Source organism: Nostoc sp., assembly GCF_036917315.1.
In the GTDB taxonomy this organism is placed as follows: Bacteria; Cyanobacteriota; Cyanobacteriia; order Cyanobacteriales; family Nostocaceae; genus Nostoc.
The window spans coordinates 25,065-44,174 of the sequence record NZ_JBALDR010000059.1; the positions used below are offsets into that span (position 1 = coordinate 25,065).

At 40.7% G+C, this 19,110-nt stretch carries 16 protein-coding genes; 6 read left to right on the top strand and 10 right to left on the bottom strand.

The genetic code is table 11. The features are described from left to right. Positions 1-75: 75 nt before the first annotated feature. The 3 genes from V7K84_RS27815 to V7K84_RS27825 all read right to left on the bottom strand — a co-directional run bounded on the left by V7K84_RS27815 (position 76) and on the right by V7K84_RS27825 (position 2,405). Positions 76-456 carry a hypothetical protein gene (locus V7K84_RS27815; RefSeq protein WP_334842905.1) on the bottom strand — a complete coding sequence of 127 codons (381 nt, stop codon included), beginning with the start codon at positions 454-456 and terminating at the stop codon, positions 76-78. A gap of 623 nt (positions 457-1,079) precedes the next feature. After that, positions 1,080-1,631: a DUF2231 domain-containing protein gene (locus tag V7K84_RS27820; RefSeq protein ID WP_322695090.1), complete on the bottom strand. Its 552-nt coding sequence runs from the start codon at positions 1,629-1,631 to the stop codon at positions 1,080-1,082. Positions 1,632-1,664: 33 nt separating this feature from the next. Beyond that, the gene (locus V7K84_RS27825) at positions 1,665-2,405 is read right to left on the bottom strand and encodes an LmeA family phospholipid-binding protein (RefSeq protein WP_334842912.1); all 741 of its coding nucleotides are present in this window, start codon (positions 2,403-2,405) and stop codon (positions 1,665-1,667) included. 251 nt (positions 2,406-2,656) lie between these two features. On the opposite strand from V7K84_RS27825, the gene V7K84_RS27830 reads away from it, so the two are divergent. The 4 genes from V7K84_RS27830 (at position 2,657) to V7K84_RS27845 (ending at position 5,799) form a co-directional block, all read left to right on the top strand. Next, a complete protein-coding gene (locus V7K84_RS27830) occupies positions 2,657-3,223 on the top strand; it encodes an HD domain-containing protein (protein WP_334842915.1) in 567 nt (188 codons plus the stop codon). A gap of 184 nt (positions 3,224-3,407) precedes the next feature. Next, positions 3,408-3,944, top strand: coding sequence for a hypothetical protein (locus V7K84_RS27835; protein ID WP_334842918.1), 537 nt, complete (start codon positions 3,408-3,410; stop codon positions 3,942-3,944). Between the two features lie 28 nt (positions 3,945-3,972). After that, entirely contained in the window at positions 3,973-4,809 is an 837-nt protein-coding gene (locus V7K84_RS27840) for a CheR family methyltransferase (RefSeq protein WP_334843039.1), read from the top strand. A gap of 210 nt (positions 4,810-5,019) precedes the next feature. Next, positions 5,020-5,799, top strand: a complete 780-nt coding sequence (locus V7K84_RS27845; protein WP_094349255.1) for a hypothetical protein — start codon at positions 5,020-5,022, stop codon at positions 5,797-5,799. Between the two features lie 262 nt (positions 5,800-6,061). Here the strand turns inward: V7K84_RS27845 and V7K84_RS27850 are convergent, their stop codons facing one another. Beyond that, a complete protein-coding gene (locus tag V7K84_RS27850; RefSeq protein WP_334842921.1) occupies positions 6,062-6,802 on the bottom strand; it encodes a class I SAM-dependent methyltransferase in 741 nt (246 codons plus the stop codon). 252 nt (positions 6,803-7,054) lie between these two features. Between V7K84_RS27850 and V7K84_RS27855 the strand changes: the two genes are divergently transcribed. After that, positions 7,055-8,575: an ABC transporter permease subunit gene (locus tag V7K84_RS27855; protein ID WP_334842923.1), complete on the top strand. Its 1,521-nt coding sequence runs from the start codon at positions 7,055-7,057 to the stop codon at positions 8,573-8,575. A gap of 337 nt (positions 8,576-8,912) precedes the next feature. Here the strand turns inward: V7K84_RS27855 and truB are convergent, their stop codons facing one another. Continuing rightward, positions 8,913-9,797 (bottom strand): tRNA pseudouridine(55) synthase TruB, encoded by an 885-nt coding sequence (gene truB / locus V7K84_RS27860; protein ID WP_334842926.1) that lies wholly within the window; start codon positions 9,795-9,797, stop codon positions 8,913-8,915. 330 nt (positions 9,798-10,127) lie between these two features. Here truB and V7K84_RS27865 point away from each other — a divergent pair, with 330 nt between their 5' ends. After that, the gene (locus V7K84_RS27865; RefSeq protein ID WP_334842928.1) at positions 10,128-10,634 is read left to right on the top strand and encodes a hypothetical protein; all 507 of its coding nucleotides are present in this window, start codon (positions 10,128-10,130) and stop codon (positions 10,632-10,634) included. Positions 10,635-10,663: 29 nt separating this feature from the next. Here the strand turns inward: V7K84_RS27865 and V7K84_RS27870 are convergent, their stop codons facing one another. The 5 genes from V7K84_RS27870 to V7K84_RS27890 form a co-directional block, all read right to left on the bottom strand. Then, positions 10,664-12,436: a hybrid sensor histidine kinase/response regulator gene (locus V7K84_RS27870; protein ID WP_334842930.1), complete on the bottom strand. Its 1,773-nt coding sequence runs from the start codon at positions 12,434-12,436 to the stop codon at positions 10,664-10,666. 283 nt (positions 12,437-12,719) lie between these two features. Next, the gene (locus V7K84_RS27875) at positions 12,720-13,193 is read right to left on the bottom strand and encodes a response regulator (protein ID WP_334842932.1); all 474 of its coding nucleotides are present in this window, start codon (positions 13,191-13,193) and stop codon (positions 12,720-12,722) included. 52 nt (positions 13,194-13,245) lie between these two features. Then, complete coding sequence (locus V7K84_RS27880; RefSeq protein ID WP_334842934.1) at positions 13,246-15,630, bottom strand: ATP-binding protein; 2,385 nt, start codon at positions 15,628-15,630, stop codon at positions 13,246-13,248. Between the two features lie 318 nt (positions 15,631-15,948). Next, positions 15,949-17,664 carry an alpha/beta hydrolase gene (locus tag V7K84_RS27885; protein WP_334842936.1) on the bottom strand — a complete coding sequence of 572 codons (1,716 nt, stop codon included), beginning with the start codon at positions 17,662-17,664 and terminating at the stop codon, positions 15,949-15,951. Positions 17,665-18,175: 511 nt separating this feature from the next. After that, the gene (locus tag V7K84_RS27890) at positions 18,176-19,096 is read right to left on the bottom strand and encodes a DMT family transporter (protein WP_334842939.1); all 921 of its coding nucleotides are present in this window, start codon (positions 19,094-19,096) and stop codon (positions 18,176-18,178) included. Positions 19,097-19,110 lie beyond the last annotated feature (14 nt).

Consider the following 19,110-nt stretch of genomic DNA (forward strand, 5'->3'; position numbering starts at 1 on the left):
TTTCTGGAAGCAAGCTACGCGCAGCCTTTCGGTTAAGAGAAGGGTATTATGCCTACGTAGTTTTCACTGCTATCTCTAATAGCGTCGGCGGATAATCTGGTATCGTCCGTAGGGCTGCCGTCGTTCTATAATCTGGCGTTCTCCAAAACGCTGCCGTCGTTGGATTCTCTCGTATCGTCCGTAAGGCTGCTGCCGTCGTTGGATTCTCTGGTATCGTCCGTAGGGCTGCCGTCGTCGGATTATCTGCCGTCGTCTGTTCTGGTATCTTCTTGACCACCGTTGAGCAATCAAAAGCTCTCCGGTTTTATTTCCAACCAGGTTGGCATCTGGCGCAACGCTCTGTTCATTCAGAACATTACTTACAGAAGAAATATCTTTCGCTTCAGCTAATGAGGGCGGAGACACAAAGGCAAATAGCAACACTGCTATTGAGGATAGTTTCCTGAAACCTTTCATGTTTTTGCTTCTCTAAACTTTCGGTAATAACTTTATTAAAACACTTTAAAGTCTGAAAATTAGCGATCGCGCATTTTTTTAAACTTAATTTAGTATGAAATTCAATATTGTAATTTCACCCTTTTGTATAATTGCAATTTTTATAAGTTTGTGTATATAAATAGTTAGTATTTAACAGGATGTATTTTTTTTACCACATAGATAAAGTATACAGTTATTAACTAAACAAGCTATATTTTTTATTGTTAGATGGGTTCAAAAGCCTTGCTGGTTAAGGAAAATATCCTCCCAAATTTTAATTTAGAAAAGCTTTAGATCGGACTTATCTCCATTCCACAAGATGTATCAAAACTGTATCAAATACAAACGATAACTGCTAAATATTCTTAGCGGAAGCTGTAAATAATAATCTCTCACTGGATTTGTAGCTTCAGGCAACTATCTTGTTAAGTGCTGCGTTTTCCTATCTTCATGCCTCACTTCTCTACAAGAGGCTGCACTTCTCTACGAGACGCTGCGCGTAGCTTGCTTCCCCGGAGGGGTACGACTACGCTCTGTTACCACTTGCTTTCTGCCTCCTGTCTGATTGTTGAGCGTAGTCGAAACACCGCCTTACACATCCTTTAAGGATATCTTCTGCTACCTCCACCCACTACACCAATTTTGTGGCGATAGGAGAGTTCAGCGCCGAACCAACCAGAAGCACTGGTTAGCGTACCGACAACAAGCGAGATTAACAGTCCCCAAGGTACGATTCGGGATTCAGCATCACCCAAGCGTAGGAGAAAGTTAACGAGTGATAAAACTAGTATAGAAACGTTAAGTATCAAATGCGTCCAACCGGCGGTGCGCTTGCGGACTCGTTCAATTTTCACAAAGTCGCTCAGACCGATCGCAGATGCAAGGATGCCTCCAGCTAATCCAAGTCCGATTAACCATAGCGAAGCCCTAGCCCAAAAGAAATCGCCAGTTAACCAATAACCAATGTCACTTCCCAAGGCAGCAGCTAAAAATGCTATGGGAAAGATCACGCTCAAGGGGTGTAGGGGATGTCCGGCGATCGCAACTGTACTGGGTACACCAGTATCACGATACTCACTATCGTTACTTTCAATAACTGGTGGAATATTTGGAAAAGGTGTTGAACCTGTTTGCGTTGTTTCTGTAGTTTCCATTATTAGTATCCTGAATTTATGAACGTTACATTTTTAAGCTGAAGGAATTTTTTCCACATAAGCTTCAGCCTGTAGGATTAGTTTGCCTACTTCTACTTTTAGTTGGTTGACTTGCAGACTCATGCCATCTAAATCAAAGTTACTTAGATTCAAAATTTCGCTAGTTTGATCTATCAAAGCTTTTGTCAACTCTGGCGATATTTCCTCACTTTCGCCATACTCGACATTTTCCAAAGCAACACTTTTTCCATTACTGCTAATTCTGGGGACTGCCGAAAAAGCAACTTGTTGATTTTCACCAGTTTCTACTAATTTTATGCTGGCATTTAGTGCTACTTTTTCATCACCCGGTAATTGAAAATCTACATTTTGAGGTTCAATAGTCCTCAGTTGTCCGTTAATATGTATTTTTTGACTTTGCAGTTGCGATCGCACATATTCGGAGTTGAAAGCACGATTGATATCAGCTTCGGTTAACACAACCTGTGCATTAGCTTCAGTCGGTTTAGTTAGTTCGATTTTACCAAAAGCCACACTTAGAGGATTAATGGCAACATTAGTCATTTGCATTTCCAATTCCTCCATACGGAGGTCTTTTTGCATAACTAAACCTTCACCTTCAATCGTGACTTCATCCACCTCTCCCTGAACCAGTTTCAGCGGGTCTGTCTTGATGTCTACATCTAAATTTTCTACTTCATCTAATTGACTAGATAATCCTATTTCTGCCGCTTTATTGAGCGCTTGCTCTCCCAATCCAGGATTGTCTGGCATTATCTAAATTAACTCCTAGTTTAAAGCACATCCTTGAGTAAATTTAATAAACTAACAGCAGAGTTTTATCTATCTGGCGATGGAATATAGATTTAAATGTTGTCTATCTAATTTCAAATTTCAAATTTCAATTTTCCCTTTGTACCCTTTTTATCCTTTATTACCTCTGCACTTGGAGCGATTTGTTATAAAATTGACACAAACCCAATATTTCGGTTGAGTTATTCTGACTGCTGGAACTTTTTTATACAATGCTCTCAGAACGTTTTACCGCAGCCCTTACCTACGCCACCCAACTACACGCTAACCAAGTTCGTAAAGGTTCTGGCGTCCCTTATGTTTCCCACTTATTAGGTGTCGCCAGTATTGCTTTAGAATACGGGGCAAATGAAGATGAAGCGATCGCAGCCCTCTTACACGATGCGATCGAAGATCAAGGTGGCGCTGCAACACGAGAAGAAATTCGTCGTCGCTTTGGTGACAATGTAACGGCAATTGTAGATGGTTGTACTGACGCTGATACAACTCCAAAACCCCCTTGGCGACAGCGCAAGGAGGCATACATTGCTCATATTGCTACTGCTTCTCCATCAGTTCTGCTGGTGTCATCAGCGGATAAACTTTACAATGCCCAGTCTATTCTCAAAGATTATCGCATTTTGGGCGAATCACTTTGGGAACGTTTTCATGGGCGTAAAGAAGGTACTCTTTGGTATTATCGGGCGCTTGTAGAGGCTTTTAAAAAGACTGAAACCACTGTAATAATTGACGAATTAGAACGGGTGATTTTACAAATTGAGGTGTTAGCATCTAAATAAAAATTATATTTACCCAAAAGTAGATAAAAGATTTATAAATACTAGAGAAATAGCTTTTTTACAGACACGCTATAGTTATGTCTCTCACGAATAAATTTTGGCTTTTAGATTCTCTCTCTAGATAAAAAATCTTTCTCTCGATAGATAGGTGTACTGACATTATTATGGCTGCTATGTTACCAATATGACGATAGTAAGACAAAACACCCTAAATCCAACTGTAAATCCTTCAGTAAGTCCTCCAGAAAACTTGGCAGAAAAGTATATGGAAGCAGAGCGTATGCGTGATGTTCTGCTTTTACTGCAAAACTTGATTAACAGTGAAGAAGCCACTGTCAAATTAATTCTGGATTGTCTTTATGATGTTGGTTCAGTCAATTTGATTAATCAAAAGCTTCGCCTGAAACCTTTAAACAGGGTGATGAAATTAATTGCCCGAATGTCTAAACCAGTTTTTAAAACCTTAGCTTTAAATTGGTTTAAAAAGAACTGTCCCCAACTGATTACTAATTGGCTACACACGCAAGTCTCTTTTGAAAATCCCCAAAAGACACCCGAACAAGTAGCTATTGAAGTTGTACAACTGGAACCATATTCCATACCACAGACAGAAAATCTGAGCCAAGAGATTAAAAATCTGCGCTCTCAGGTAAGATGGCTAGCTGGAATTTCAATAATTGCGATCGCTGTTTTAGTCGTAAAAGCCACTTGGTTAACCTGAAACCTATGAATGATGAATTATGAATATTATGTCTCTGCCAAAACCGCTCTTGGAGGATATAGAAATACACTTGCTCTTGGAGGGTGTGTATCAGTACTACGGTTATGACTTTCGCAATTATGCTCTTTCATCACTCAAGCGCCGTATTCAGGGCTTCATGCAATTAGAAGGTGTAGCAAATATTTCTGCATTGCAAGAGCGTTTACTCCACAATCGTCCCTATTTAGAAAGATTTTTGCTTGCTCTGACGGTGAATGTAACATCAATGTTTCGCGATCCCAGCTTTTATAACACCTTCAGAAATCAGGTTATTCCCTTCTTACAAACCTATCCATTTATTCGCATCTGGCACGCTGGATGTTCAACTGGTGAAGAAGTCTATTCAATGGCAATTTTATTGCAAGAAGAAGGACTTTATCACCGTTGCCGCATATATGCCACTGATACGAACGAGAAGGTATTACAAAATGCCAAAAGTGGGATTTTCTCGCTGAAAATGATGCAGGAATATACTCACCTTTATCTGAAAGCAGGCGGCAAAAAATCTTTCTCAGAATATTATACAGCAGCTTATGACAATGCCATTTTCCGCTCATCCTTAAGAGAAAATGTTGTTTTTGCCCAGCATAATTTAGCAACTGATAGTTCTTTTAATGAGTTTAATGTGATTCTTTGTCGTAATGTCCTCATATATTTTAATCAGGTACTTCAAAAACGCGTACACGAACTTTTTTATAATAGCCTTTGCACCTTTGGTATCTTAGGTTTAGGAAGACAAGAATCTATCCGGTTCACCTCTTATGAGCAGCACTATGAAGAGTTAATCAAGGGTGAGAAAATATATAGGAAAATAGCAGGTGGATGAAGAGAATTCTTTGAGTAGGGAATTGAATTATGAATTATCCTAAAATAAAGAATGCCCCATAAGCTAATGCCTAATTCTCCAAAAATTTATGAATAAAATTGCGCTCGTTGTCAAAAGACAGTCTGTCAAACATTTTTTATTGTGTTCAGAAGATAGATTTAGCGATCGCTTAAGGTAAATTACACATTAAAGTATTAAAGGAGATTGTCGATGCAACTTCTCGAATGTCCTCCTGTTGCAGTCATTGCTGGAGAAAATGCGGTTCATGTTTCTCAACTACCTTCTATATGGCAAGACATTGCTAGAGGAACCACGAGTGTCGGACTTTCCCAACCCCAAAGCTATGTTGAAATGGCGCAGTTGTTTTTGTATAAATTAGAACGTGGTGATGTTGACTTATTTAGCGATCGCCCCCAACTAGCTCACCTAATACCGTCATTTTCTCAGTTATTTGCACAACTGGCATGGGAAACCTTAGAGTTTTTTGGACAAGACTTTCTCAAACACAGCTATCCGAACTTTGCAGAAATTCTCCGTGATGTGGAGTCCAAAGGAATCGATTACGCTGATGAAATAAAAGTGGCTCGCATCGGCATAGATTTATTCAATGAATTTGGTTATGAACTACCTGCTAGCTTTTATCACGTGCATTTAGCCCCAATTTACCGCGATCATGTTTTTGAAGAACGTGCTTTGCGATTCGACCAGCGCGATATTGAGCATAAACGTGCTTGGGATGCCATACTCCATGCAGGTAAGGTATTTGCTATTCAAATGAAGGTGCAAAGTATTGCTTCTAAATATGGTTTTACTTATCAGCATGGCTGCGGTTGCAACTCTCATCTATCTTCCATTGATGTATCTCGTGGGGCGTTTGAATATGAATTGAGTCCCGACAAGCGTCAGCGATGGATTCGCAGTTTCATCTGGACTGCTTGGTATGAGTACGCCTTCTTTGCGATCGTACCTAATACGAGTTATTTGGTTTAACGACTCGCACCCGAATGGCACTAAGAAAAGGGAAAATCGTTGAGGCAACAAGGGTGCAGTGTTTCGACTACGCTCAACAACCGGAGCAAAGGAGCAGGGGGGAAAGAAGAAATTTTAGGCATTGCGTTCGGATATTTAGAAATTCCCCTCTGCATAAGAGCACCCCTGCCCCTCTGCCATCCTTACGCCGCTTACCCTTCAGCTTAACTTAGTGCCATTCGACTCGCACCCCACTTATGCAAAAGTTACTTTTGCAAGATGTCTATTTACTTGCTACCACAATCATTCGGCGGCTATCAAGCGCGAACGATTCACCATCATAACCATAGCCCTCTACTTCGCTGAAGCCTGTTTGCAGGAGCCAATCGCGGATTTCGGGAAAGGTAAAATTGCGAACAAAATATTGACCGCGCCGCACTTGTCCATCACGAATGATAATCCGCTCGGTATAGGTACGATTGGTAAGCGCATCGTAGCGCGTGCGTGCAAGCATATAATTCCCCTCACGCTCAGTAACTAACTCAGGCGTAAATTCTTGCAAGACGCGGCTAAAATTATAAATATCAATTAGTAATTTGCCACCTACTTTTAGAGCGCGATACGCTTCGGTTAAGACCGATCTATTTTCATCGTCATCGAAATAACCGAAGGCTGTGAAGCAGTTGATTATGTAGTTAAAGCGATCGCTAAAGGGTAGAGAACGCATATCGCCTTGAAGGTACTCTATCTTAATACCCTTGCTAGCCGCATCTTGTTTTGCTTTTTCTAAGAAGAAAGCTGTTGCATCAAGTCCAGTCACATCATAGCCACGAGCCGCTAGCTGATTAGCAATCCGTCCATGACCACAAGCTAAGTCTAAAATATTCATCCCTGATTGTAAATCTAGCAATCGGCAAATGAGGTCAACTTCGTGTTGAGTACGTTCTGGTGTCAACAACGTTTCATAAAAGTAAAGATAATCTTCCTCAAAGACGCTGTTACGATCAAATGTATTTACAAGCATTTTTAATCTGATTTATTAAGTTAATTTTCAATATGGATGGGATGATACTTTTGACTTGATTTATTGAAGTTGCAAGCATTATTTGTCAACCCATCTACAGAAGTATTTACGGACAACTATTTACTGCAACAAAGTGTCCATTGTTATAGAAGATTTTACTATATATTGCAGCAATTATGGTTGACTTGATTTTTGATTTTGGAAAACCAGTCATAGTCTTAGCTTAGGTATTTTTGGAGAAGTCTAAAGAATATGACGAAATTAACTGTTGTTCTTTGGTTACGTCAGCTAGTTTTTGGTTTAAGCTTAAGCTGTCTACTTTTACTTTCAGGTTGTATTACAGATAGTTCTACTGGTGGTAACACACTTACGGTTGCTACAGAACCTACATTTCCGCCTTTCGAGTTTCAATCTGTCAGTGGTGAGTTGCAAGGCTTTGACATCGATTTGATGAATGCGATCGCCCAATCAGCTGGCTTGAAAGTTAAGTATCAAAATATGCCTTTTGCTGGGATGATTCCAGCATTGCAAGCGCAAACTGTAGATGCCGCAGTTGCAGCAATGACGATTACTGCCGAACGGGCGAAGACAATTTCTTTCTCGCGTCCTTACTTCAAATCAGGGCTAGCGATCGTCACCCGCACAGATAATCAAAGCATTATCAATTTCGATAATCTTAAAAATAAAACCATTGGCGTGCAAATTGGGACAACTGGCGCACAGAAAGCTAAAAGTATTCCTGGATCTGAAATTCGCACTTTTAATGATTCACCTTTAACCCTTCAAGCATTAATCAATGGTAATGTCGATGCCGTTCTTAACGATCGGGTTGTAATCTTATATGGCATAAAGAGCGGCAACCTTAACGGACTCAAAGTGGTCAGCAGTCTGCTAACAGAAGAATTTTATGGCATTCCTACACCTAAAGGATCGCCCAACTTGCAAGCGATTAACCAAGGTCTAGAAACGGTACTGAAAAATGGTATTTACGCCAAAATCTACCAAAAATGGTTTGGTATCCAACCGCCACAACTACCAGAAAAATCACCCATCGAAAACCAGGCTACCGAAACAGGCGTATCCCAACTATTTACCTCACTAAGCATTATCTTTAAGTCCCTACCCACCTTGTTAAGTGGGGCTTTAGTTACACTTGAACTCACAGCAATCTCAATCTTGCTGGGTACGATCGGGGGTACACTGATTGGAATTCTTCGCCTTTTGCCTACTCCGCCTTTACCCTGGATTGCTAGGGCGTATGTAGACTTTTTCCGGGGAACGCCGTTGCTGGTGCAGATTTTTATGATTTACTTTGGGTTGCCTGCTTTAGCCCAAACTTTTGGTTTCACCTTCACTTTAAATCGTTTAGCAGCAGCGGTAATTGCATTGAGTCTCAATAGTGCTGCCTACATTGCTGAAGTTGTCCGGGCAGGCATTCAATCAATTGAGCCTGGGCAAGCAGAAGCCTCTCAATCACTGGGTTTAAGCTCGGTGCAAACGATGCGCTATGTAATCTTTCCTCAAGCCCTGCGGCAGATGTTGCCACCTCTGGGCAATGAGTTCATTAGCTTGCTCAAAGACACGAGCTTAGTCGCTATCATCGGGTTTGAAGAGTTGTTCCGCAAAGGACAGCTGATTGTAGCTGACAACTATCGTTCATTTGAGATTTACGCCACTGTCGCCTTAGTTTATTTATTCCTGACGCTGCTTTCTTCCCAAGCGTTTAGTCACTTTGAGCGATCGCTCAATCCCATTAAGAAAAATAGCAAGTGATCGGGAATCTTACAGCAGAATCCAGAATTCTGCTGTAAAACACACTTTATACCTGGGTAAGAGATTTAGCTGGTGTACCTTACCAAAGAATTGGGTCTAAAGCCCCGTGCTTCACGCAATGCTTTAAAGTAATGAGTAATGAGTAAGGAGTAATGAGTAAGGAGTAATGAGTAATGAGTAAGGAGTAATGAGTGGATGAAAAATGGGTATTTACTCATTACTTATTACTTATTACTCCTTACTCCTTCTTCCCCGCGCCTTTAGGTCGGTGAGGATGTCAACAACTTAAAATCTGCTGTATTTGTGGCTGCTCAGGGATCGAAAAATGAGGTAAGTTTTAAGAAATCGGTTCAAAAACCATTTGAGGACTTAACACTTCATCTTGTAATTGTCCAACACCTAAAAAGCGAGTCTCTTCTTGATAAACTCGCACTATCCCAGTAACATCAGAATTTAGAGAAACTCGCTGACCTTGACACCATTTTTGAGCAAATGTTGCTGGTAAAGTCACAGACGACAAATGTTGTAAGGCGGCATCAGGGGCAAGAGGTTGAAATGTCCCGCCTTGCAATTTAGTTTCTAAGTCGGTGAAAGTGAGACTATCTGTTAAATCGAAACCACTGCTTTGGGTACGGATCAAAGCCGCCAGAGTGCCACCAGTTTCTAAGATTGCACCTAAGTCACGAGCGATCGCTCTAATATATGTACCAGATCCACAGGCGATCGCCACATCCAATTCAGGAAAATCTCCTTCTCTCCAATCCAAAATTTCTATCTGAAAAATTTCCACTGTCCGCACTGGAACTTCCACCATTTTCCCTTGGCGGGCTAAGTCGTAGAGACGTTTCCCATCCACTTGAATTGCACTATAATTCGGTGGGATTTGCTCAATCTTGCCTTCAAATTGTGCCAGTGCAGTTTTCACTTCTGCCAAACTCAATCCAGCACAAGCTTGAGAACTAATAATTTCACCTTCTAAATCATCGGTTGTAGTCTGCACGCCCAGACGAATCGTAGCCTTATAAGCTTTGTTTTCTGGCAGATATTGCAATAATCTTGTGGCTTTACCAAGTGCGATCGGTAAAACGCCTGTTGCTGCTGGATCTAAGGTTCCCGCATGTCCTACACGTTTGAGGCGCAACAATTTTCGCACCCGCGCTACGCAGTCGTGGGAAGTCCAGTCAAATGGTTTGTTTAAGTTGAGAAAACCTTGAAATAACACAAAATCAATACTAACAGCTTCTAAACTCTATTAAATACTTATTTAATGCTCCCAGCATTAATATTTAGCAATCAAAGTTTATTTAAGCATTATTTTATCAGTATCAAGACATTCTCTAAGCACTTTACCGAATAATATCCAAAAAGTGCAGATAACATCGAGTATTTTCCGCAAATATCACGATGTCATTTATAACTTTCAAGATATAAAACTGTAATACTCAAGAAATATCCTAGAAAACTTCATAAAAGTTTTTATTGTCAATCCAAGATTTTACCTATAGCGCTTTTAGCCAAACAACTATCAATAGTTTTTACTAACATAAATAAAATGAAAAAATCAATCTTCACTACTACATTGTTTTTTTGCTCTATGTTGATTGTGAGTTGTAGCAACTCAGGCAATAGTGCTTCTCAACAGAATAAAGTTAATCCAGAAAATACTGCAACAGCTACGCAAGTGAATTCTGAATCTATTTCTGTAAATCAAGTAAAACTAGATAATAGCAAAAAAACTATTAAGTCAGCATCAACTGAAAAAACATCTCCTAAAAACAATCAATCCAAGGAAATTAAAAACGATAATCCAATTTCTGGTACTATCAAAGACATGCAAAACGGAGACTTAAAATGCTACGTTACTGTTGTCGATGAAAATGGCAAAGTATATGAAGGTGTCGGTGCAGTCTTTGAGGTTTGCGAACCAGAGAAATACGTCAACAAAAAAGTAAAAATGTCTTATTCTCTAGAGAACGTCAGTGATTGCCAAAGTTCTGAGCCTTGTGGGAAAACAATCAAAGAATGGTTGATTAGCAAGATAGAAATTCAAGAGCAATAATTACACTATGCTTTTTAAAATTATCTAAATCAAGTGGATGATGGGGATAGTTGACCAGTTGGACATATCTTCGGTAAGCTAACTGTAACTTTAGTTCCTTGCCCCACTTCACTCGACAAAGTAATATTGCCACTATGTAACTCGACACAAGCTTTAGCGATCGCTAGCCCTAAGCCTGTACCAGGAATTGTATCAACGTTACTTCCACGACTGAAGGATTGAAACAAATTTTCCCGATCTGCCATCGGGATACCAATTCCACAGTCTTTAATGTAAAAAATTTCTTCTGATTCTTTGCCAATCAGGTGGAATTCTACACTACCTCCATCTGGAGAGTACTTAATCGCATTGGATATTAAGTTAATAAAAATTTGCTGCAAAAGCCCGCGATCGCCCCAAAATCCATGATTATTACCAGTAATTTTAAAAATCAATTCGTGGCGATCGCCTACTGTTTCTCGCTCTTGTTCTAAAAGGTCAGAAAAAAATTGTAGTAAATCGACTGAGATTGGTTGAAACTTGGGTTTTTCCAGTTCCAATTGGTTAACCAGAAGCATATTATCCACGAGTTTGGACATATATCTGGCTTTCTGTTCAATGATTCCCAAAAACCTGTGTTGTTTGGACTCATCTAGTTGCTGGCTATGTTTTACCAAAGTTGATGCCGCAGCCAGAATTGAAGTTAGCGGCGTTCGATACTCATGGGAAACCGTTGTAATTATTTGGGATTTAAATACATTGAGTTGCTTTTCTTTGGCAAGAGCTGCTTGAGTTTGGGCTAACAATTCCGCTTGTTGAATAGCGATCGCTAATTGCACTGAAACTTCATTGAGCATTTCTGCATCATCAGTTTGCCAGTGTCGCTCCCCAGAATTATGGTGAGCAATCAATAAACCCCAAAGCTTGGGGGTTGGGTTCCCATTGTTGCTCAGATTAATCGGAACTACCAGATTTGCCTTAGTATTAAATTGCTCTTTTAAGCTGACACAATTACACAAGCCAAGCTCATATATATAAGGGATTGCGGATTGGGAATTGGGCACAAGAGGTAGAGGGGCACAAGGGGGGAGGGGCACAGGAGAAAAACCTACTGCAACTTCCTCCCTGCTCCTCTGCTCCTCTGCTCCCCGGTCACTGAGCGTAGCCGAAGTGCTGCTCCCCTGCTCCCCAATCCCAGCCCTGACGCGATCGCACAATACAGTGCGGTATGACTCAACTGATGAGGCGACTATTTTACCATCTGTATCTGGGGCAAACTGATAGACTATCACGCGATCGCACTTCAGAAGTTGCTGAACTTCGGCTACAGCCGTATTCAAAATTTGCTCTAGATTAAGAGACTGGCGAATTCGTAAAGCAGTTGTGGCAATTAGGCGTTGTCTCTCCTGAGTTTTGAGCAGTTGAGCTTGCAAGCACGACTGCTTAATGGCGTTGCGGACTGCTAGTTGCAGCACATCCTGTGTAAGATTGTGCTTGACTAAGTAATCCAAAGCACCCCGTTTCATTACCTGTACAGCTATTTCTTCATCACCGCGCCCTGTCAACATAATCACGGGGACAGAAGTCTTAAATATCTCCTGCTGGATGCGATCGAAAAGTTCTAACCCGCTCATATCAGGTAGGCAAAAATCCAGCAAAATGACATCGCAGCGTACTTTTTGGCACAAAGCAAGTCCTTCTTCTGCACAGTCTGCCTCCAAAATCTGGTAGGACTGGTGCGGATCTTTCAAAAGATATCGACGATAGATTTTCCGATCTGCCGCACAATCATCGATGATAAGTAGCGTCCATGTGTCCAACATAAGCTTATGAGGATCGGGGAGCCATCATACTAGATCCCTTTTATCCAGATTGTGTTTTCTTGCATAATTCTAAAAATAATATAAAATAAGTGTAAATAAAATTTAAATTCTTTAGTAATCCTAAAGAAACACTAAATAGTCAAAAACAGGAAAATCGGCAAAAGGAATCTAACGAGACAACATAGACACAGTGACTCAAAGAGGATAATGTCTGTGTGTCCTTTGAGCCGTCTCCTTTATTATCGTTTTTCCCCTACTGTTAGATCGACAAAAAATAAATAAATTAATCCAACACAGGCGGCGTATTGGCTTCAAGCCAGTAGTCTACAAATGCCTGGATCGTCTTTTTTAGTTCCTGAGCATCCATCGGTTTTACCAGATATCCATTTGCGCCCTTTTGGTAGCACAATTCAATATCCTTGGGGTTAGATGATGTGGTAAAAACAACGATGGGAATTCCCTTGAAACTCTTGTCTTGCTTGAGCCGATCTAAAATGTCACGCCCATCAATACCTGGCAAATTGAGATCGAGCAAGATTACAGAGGGTCGTAATGCTACTTTTGAGTTAGGTAGGTCTTCGCCTTTAGCGTAGGCATCGTTCCCCAGTTGATAGAGAAACTCTAAAACCTCATCCCCATTAGTACAACGGTGTATAGGATTCTGGACTGACATACGTCGCATCAGACGTTGCAGCATCCGAAAATCTTCATTGCTGTCCTCAACAACGAGCAGCGGTTCATGAAGTTTTTTTGTCATTCGCGATCTTAAAAGAGCTTAACAAAAATATATATTTAGTCATTATCTTAAACTATTCCAGCGTAAAATAAAAAATTGAGCCAACGCCTACAGTAGATTTCACCCAAATTTTACCGTTATGAAGCTCAACAATCTTCTTAACAATAGCTAGTCCAGCACCGGCTCCTCCACCGTATTTTTCCTGGGAATGGAGCCGCTTAAATAATCTAAAGATAATTTCTAGGTGATGCTGTGGAATTCCAATACCGTTATCTCGGATATAAAATATTGGGCATTGGGCATTGGGTACAAGAGGCAGAGGGGCGGAGGGGCAGAGGGGCAGAGGGGAAACTACTGTAACTTCTCCCCTGCTCCTTTGCTCCCCTACTCCCCTGCTCCCCTGCTCCCCTGCTCCCCTGCTCCCCTGCCCCTCTGCCTCTCCTTGAGAAAAGTAGCCAATCTCAACCCATTGCTCCGCCTTATCGTTATATTTGAACGCATTACCAAGCAGATTGCTGAAGACTTCATTAACCAGCACTCGATCGCACAAAACTGTTGGTAAAGGCCGAGGAATGCGAATATCCACAAGCCCAGAGTCTTGGCGACTAGCACGAAAAACATCAATTACTTGGTTGAGCAATTCGTTGAGGTCAGTTGCTTGCAGGCGCAGTTGGGCTTGTCCTAACTGCGAGAGCCGCAAGAGAGCATTAATCAGAGTTTCCATGCGTACAGACAAGGCCACTACTGTTTGCAAGCACTCAATGCCGTCATCATCTAATACTTGGGCATAGTCTTCTAACAGCACTGTCGAGAAGTTATAAATGCCCCGCAAAGGTTCCTTGAGGTCATGGGAAGCGGCGTAGGCAAAGGATGCTAGTTCTTGGTTGCTGCGCTCTAACTCCAGGTTGATTTTAGCTAATTCATCCGCTTTCGAGAGTACAATACCAACGATCGCATTATTCAAAGCGATCGCACTGTCAAGTTCGCAAGGTTTCCAAGGTAGAGAAGTTAATCTAACCGTTTCTTGCCATTGTTCAAAGGATTTTCGGGGAGACAGGGTATAGCTACCGTCTGCCTGTGCTTGCATGGATTCCTGTGGATTTCCTGCCCAGTGTACCGTTTGGATAACTTCCGGGCGAAACCAAAGGATGTAATAGCGCCGGACTTTAGAAATCCGCAGTAGCAACAAGCCACTAGCAGTATCTTTAAATATCAGCGCCTCTTGGTAAACCTTCGGCAGAGAATCAGTAGAAAACAGGTTGTCACTAACTTGGGTATCTGCCCATTCAATGAGTGCCCGAACTTCATCAATATTCGGTGTTGCTCCCACAAGGGTAATTTCATTATCCAGACAAACCGCCGCTCCTGAAGCACTAACAAGATCGAGCAAGCGGATTTCCGGTTTGATTAGGGCATCGATAAAATTGTCTGCTTGGGAAATAGATTCTAGAAACTCAGACTGTAGCGATTTGAGTTTTACTTTATAATCCCATTCCGAGTGACTAATTTTGTGCGCTAATTCTGAAGATGCAATTTGTCCCAAAAATTCGCACATCTTACGGACTTCGTAAGAAATATACTTTGGTGTTTGATGGTGACAGGATATTAATCCCCAAAGCTTCTGCTCTTGAATAATTGAAATCACCAAAAGAGCCTTCACTCCCATATTTTGATGATATTCAGTACAACACCAATCAAAACTCCGTAGCAGACAATAGCTTAAGTCAAGATCCTGATGTGTTGTCGGATTTTCCGTTGGAACTAGTTTGACAGGTTCGGCAGTCAAATCGGGAAGAAATCGGAGAAAGCAGCGCGTGTATAACTCCCTAGCTTGCGCTGGAATATCTGTAGCGGGATAGTGGAGTCCTAAATAAGGTGATAAATCTTCCCGTTTAACTTCTGCAACAACAGAACCCGCTTGTGACTCGTCAAATTGATAGACCATCACCCGATCGAAACCGATGATTTTTTGGACTTCTTCAGCCACTAAATGCAAAAATTCTCCCAGATTCGATGTCCTTTGCATTTTAGCGATCGCTTCAGTCGCAAAACTATGAAAGTTTAAGAAACTCACCTCAAATTCCGAGTCAGTTGGTTCTAGCTCCAGAATTACAGCTTCTTCTGTACGATGAGCAATAGCATCAAAGTATATTTCCCCATACAAAGTATTTATTAACACTTTAAACGCATTAGCGCTGCCAACCTTTTTTACTAAGCACTGCTTGACAATTTCCACTGGCTGAGGTTCAAGTAAATAGCTCAAAGGTTGACCGAGCAAATCTTCTGGAGTTTTGCACAAATACACTTGGGTATTGTTGCTAACTTGTAGTATCTCTAGCTGAGTACTGAGTGCTATGAGAATACCATGAGGTTGAATGGAGCCAGGTATGTGAATAGGTTTGCGATCGTGGTTAGTCAGGGCAGTAGCTTGGGCTGTAGTATATTCCGGCTGGCTCATAACTGAACTTATGTAAAGCTAGTTTTTAAAATAGCGTAATTAAATGTCATATTTCTTTAAAGTATATGTCCTGAAGTATGAATGCGATCGTATATATCTGTGCTGGTTACGGTTTTTACACTAACTCAGGTAAGTGCAAATAATTAGAGGATGGTCTAATAACATGGCAAGGCTTCCGTAGCAAAAATTGAACTTCTGATTTTATAAAGACGCAAATAAATTTTACAGACGTAATTAATTACGTCTGTACAAATCAAATAAAAATCATTACATGCAGCAATGCAACACCAATATCCAACATCCAAAATCCGAAGCTGACTATGGTGTTGGGAACTTTTTTTTTACGAGTTTGGCTCCTTTAATATCCAGCAATTGTACCAATTCGGTTGTATTCAATGACTTGACGAGACTCAAACCAAGAGACTTACTAGAAATACTTTGAGTGTAAGCAGCGTTCAGATATGGTGTGTATTGCGGCTTGTCTGCAATGTATGTTTGGAAGAAAGATAAACTCAAAACATTCATGTAACGACGCGCTTGAGAAGCATCACCAATCATATCGGCAGGTAATGCTACTTGTTGATTTGCAGGGTTTGCATTGCCAATAGTAGAAAAATGGGTGCCACCAACAAGCATGACGAGATACTTTTGAGAATTCGCTAACCAGGAGAAAGGTAAAATTTGCTCGGATAAAGCTGGTGCAACTGTATCATCACTGCTGCTGACAATCATCACTGGAGTTTTAATTTGACTTAAACCAGCTTTGCCGAAAATCGAACTAGTAATGGGATTAACTGCGATCGCAGCTTTTACTCTCTCATCCCGCAGGTTATAATCTTTGCCAGACTTGCTAATGCTCAATTCTAAAGCGCGACACTGGAGCAGTAAAGACATATTCCAGGTATTTTGGAGTGCTGCTGGTTGACAGTCTTGTTTTAGCTGCTCGAAGTTAATTTTAGCGCCTGCCAGGGCTAAGGCTGTGTAGCCTCCCAAAGATTGACCAAATACTCCGACTTGTTGCAGATTTAGGCGACCTTTAAACCGTGAATCAGATTGATTATCTTTTTGCAATTGATTCAGTATATATGTTACATCCAAAGGTCGGTCTTGAAATTCGCTTGGTTCTGCTACTTCAATGGCGCGTCCATTTAGCAGAGAACGCAATTGTTTCGCATCACTACCAGGGTGATTGGGAACAACGACGGCAAATCCGTAAGAAGCTAGATGAGTGGCTAAATATTGAAAGTTACTGCTGTCTAAACCCAAGCCGTGAGAAATGACAATTATCGGTGCAGTCTTCTGGACATTGGGAATGTAAACATCAGTCAATAAAAGCCGATTGCGGGTTGAGTCGAAAAACTTCAGGATGTATTTTTGCGACTTAAATTTTCCCGGAACCTTTAAATCGGGCAATTGCGAGAAATTTGGTTGAGAAATGCTCTCAGCTTCTATTTTAGACTTTTCGGAAACAGCTGCGATCGCCTGATGGGTTTGGTTAACAAGTTTCTCCAATTCCGTAGCTATTTCCAAAGTCTCGGCGACATCAAGGCGAATGCTGCTGGTGGGATATTTACGCAACACATTCAAAAGTGTCAAACCTCCCGATTCCCCAGAAGCTGAAATTAGCGCCGAACGCAAAGCACCAAATCCTGGTTCTGGTTGAGAAGATTTATTTATAATCACTTGCGCCAATCGATGCAGTAAAAATTCTCCTTGCGGTGTGTAGAGAAGTTGCGAAACTACTACTGGACTAACTTTCACACGATTAAGCAAAATCCGCCGCAATTCTTGAAGCTGTTCTAAAGGCAGATATCGCTGATAGGCTGCTAAGTCTTCGTTAATTACACCTGTTTTGGCGTAGTTCTCTAAAGTTGTGACTGAAATTGAAAGCTCCAAAGCTGAATAAGATGCATAAATCCGCTCTGCTGCCAAAACAGAATTACTAATTCCAAATGTTGGCAGCACCATTGAAAGAACCAGCAATAAAGAATTTTTTCTGAGGGTGCTGGCCCAATTACCAAACAAACTATTCATCGCTCAACTATTTCGGTGGTCTGGTTTTATCGGGTGTTGGCTTTGGTAGTTATTCGGGCGCCCTGCTTAGTTTCTTTAAAGTTATTAGCCTCAATTTTATCAAAACAGAATTTAGGAGTCAGGAGTTATAATTCACGATGAATTATGTATGACTTGCGAATGTAGCTGGCTGAAAATAATGGGTATAAATGGGTTTAAAATTTCCACTCAATCTTAGATTTAGCAGTCAAATAAAGTAGTGATTCCCAATGCCCTAGTAATTTATTCTGACTCCTAAATTCTGATTTTTGAATTCTTTTGCAAGGATATTTCGGCTATAAAGTCAACAATCAAATCCTACAAAGTCACGCAGATGGGTAAAGTATCCGACTGACTTCAGTAGTTTGCCTTCACTATTAAATCATAACAAATAAAAAATAGTCTGCCTCAGTATTTATGTTGTAGCTTTGAATATTGCACAAATTCACTAGCTGAAAAATCCAGTAAAAATCCGGAAAAATATGGCGATTAATCAGCTTTTACCAAGTGCGATCGCCACTGAACCTGTAACTACTAAAGTCGCTCCAAATATTGCTATGAGGGTGAAGTGTTCTGGTGGTGTCCAAGCAGGTGCAATAACTGATACAACTGCGACTGCTATTAATGTCACAATGGGAGCTAAAGCTATTACTGCACTTACTCGTGATGCTTCCCAATGTTGTAATGATTCAGAAAAAGCACCGTAAGCGATTAAGGTATTCAAGGCACAAAAAATCAACATTCCTAAATGAAAAGTATCAAGTATAAAAAGTGATTTAATTTTGGCTAGAGGAGTGAATAATAAAGCACAGCCTCCATAAATGACCAACATGATGCTGGTGGAAGATAAAGATTGTAATAACTGCTTTTGTGCCAAAGCATAAATAGCCCAAGCTGTTGCTCCTAGCGCAATTAAAACACTGCCTAGTATATATGTGCCATGTGCTGTAATTAAATTCGTTAGTTGTTCGCGAAAAAATAAAACATAACCACAAATCATCACACTAACGCCAATCCATTGGGACAGGCGATAACGTTCTTTAAAAATTACTAACCCTCCAAAACCTAATAAAAGGCTAGATAATTGAATGAGAACTTCAGCGTTAGCAGGTGATGTTAATGCTAAACCTTGGATAAATGAAAAGTAATTAATCCCTAAAAATATTGTCGCGATCGCTAATAATTTTCCAGAAGCAGAACGCAGTTGTTCTAATTTTGGTAATTTGCCGCGTATCCCTAAATACACAGCAAGCAATATAAATGATACTAAAAAACGAAACCAAATTATGGTATAGACATCAAGTACTTGTAGAGTTACTGCAAGAGCAATAGGTAAAATTCCCCACAAAAACACTGTCAATAGCGATAACGCTAGCCCTAAGCGCCACCGACCAGAACTTTGATGTAGTAACATTAAAATATCCAAAA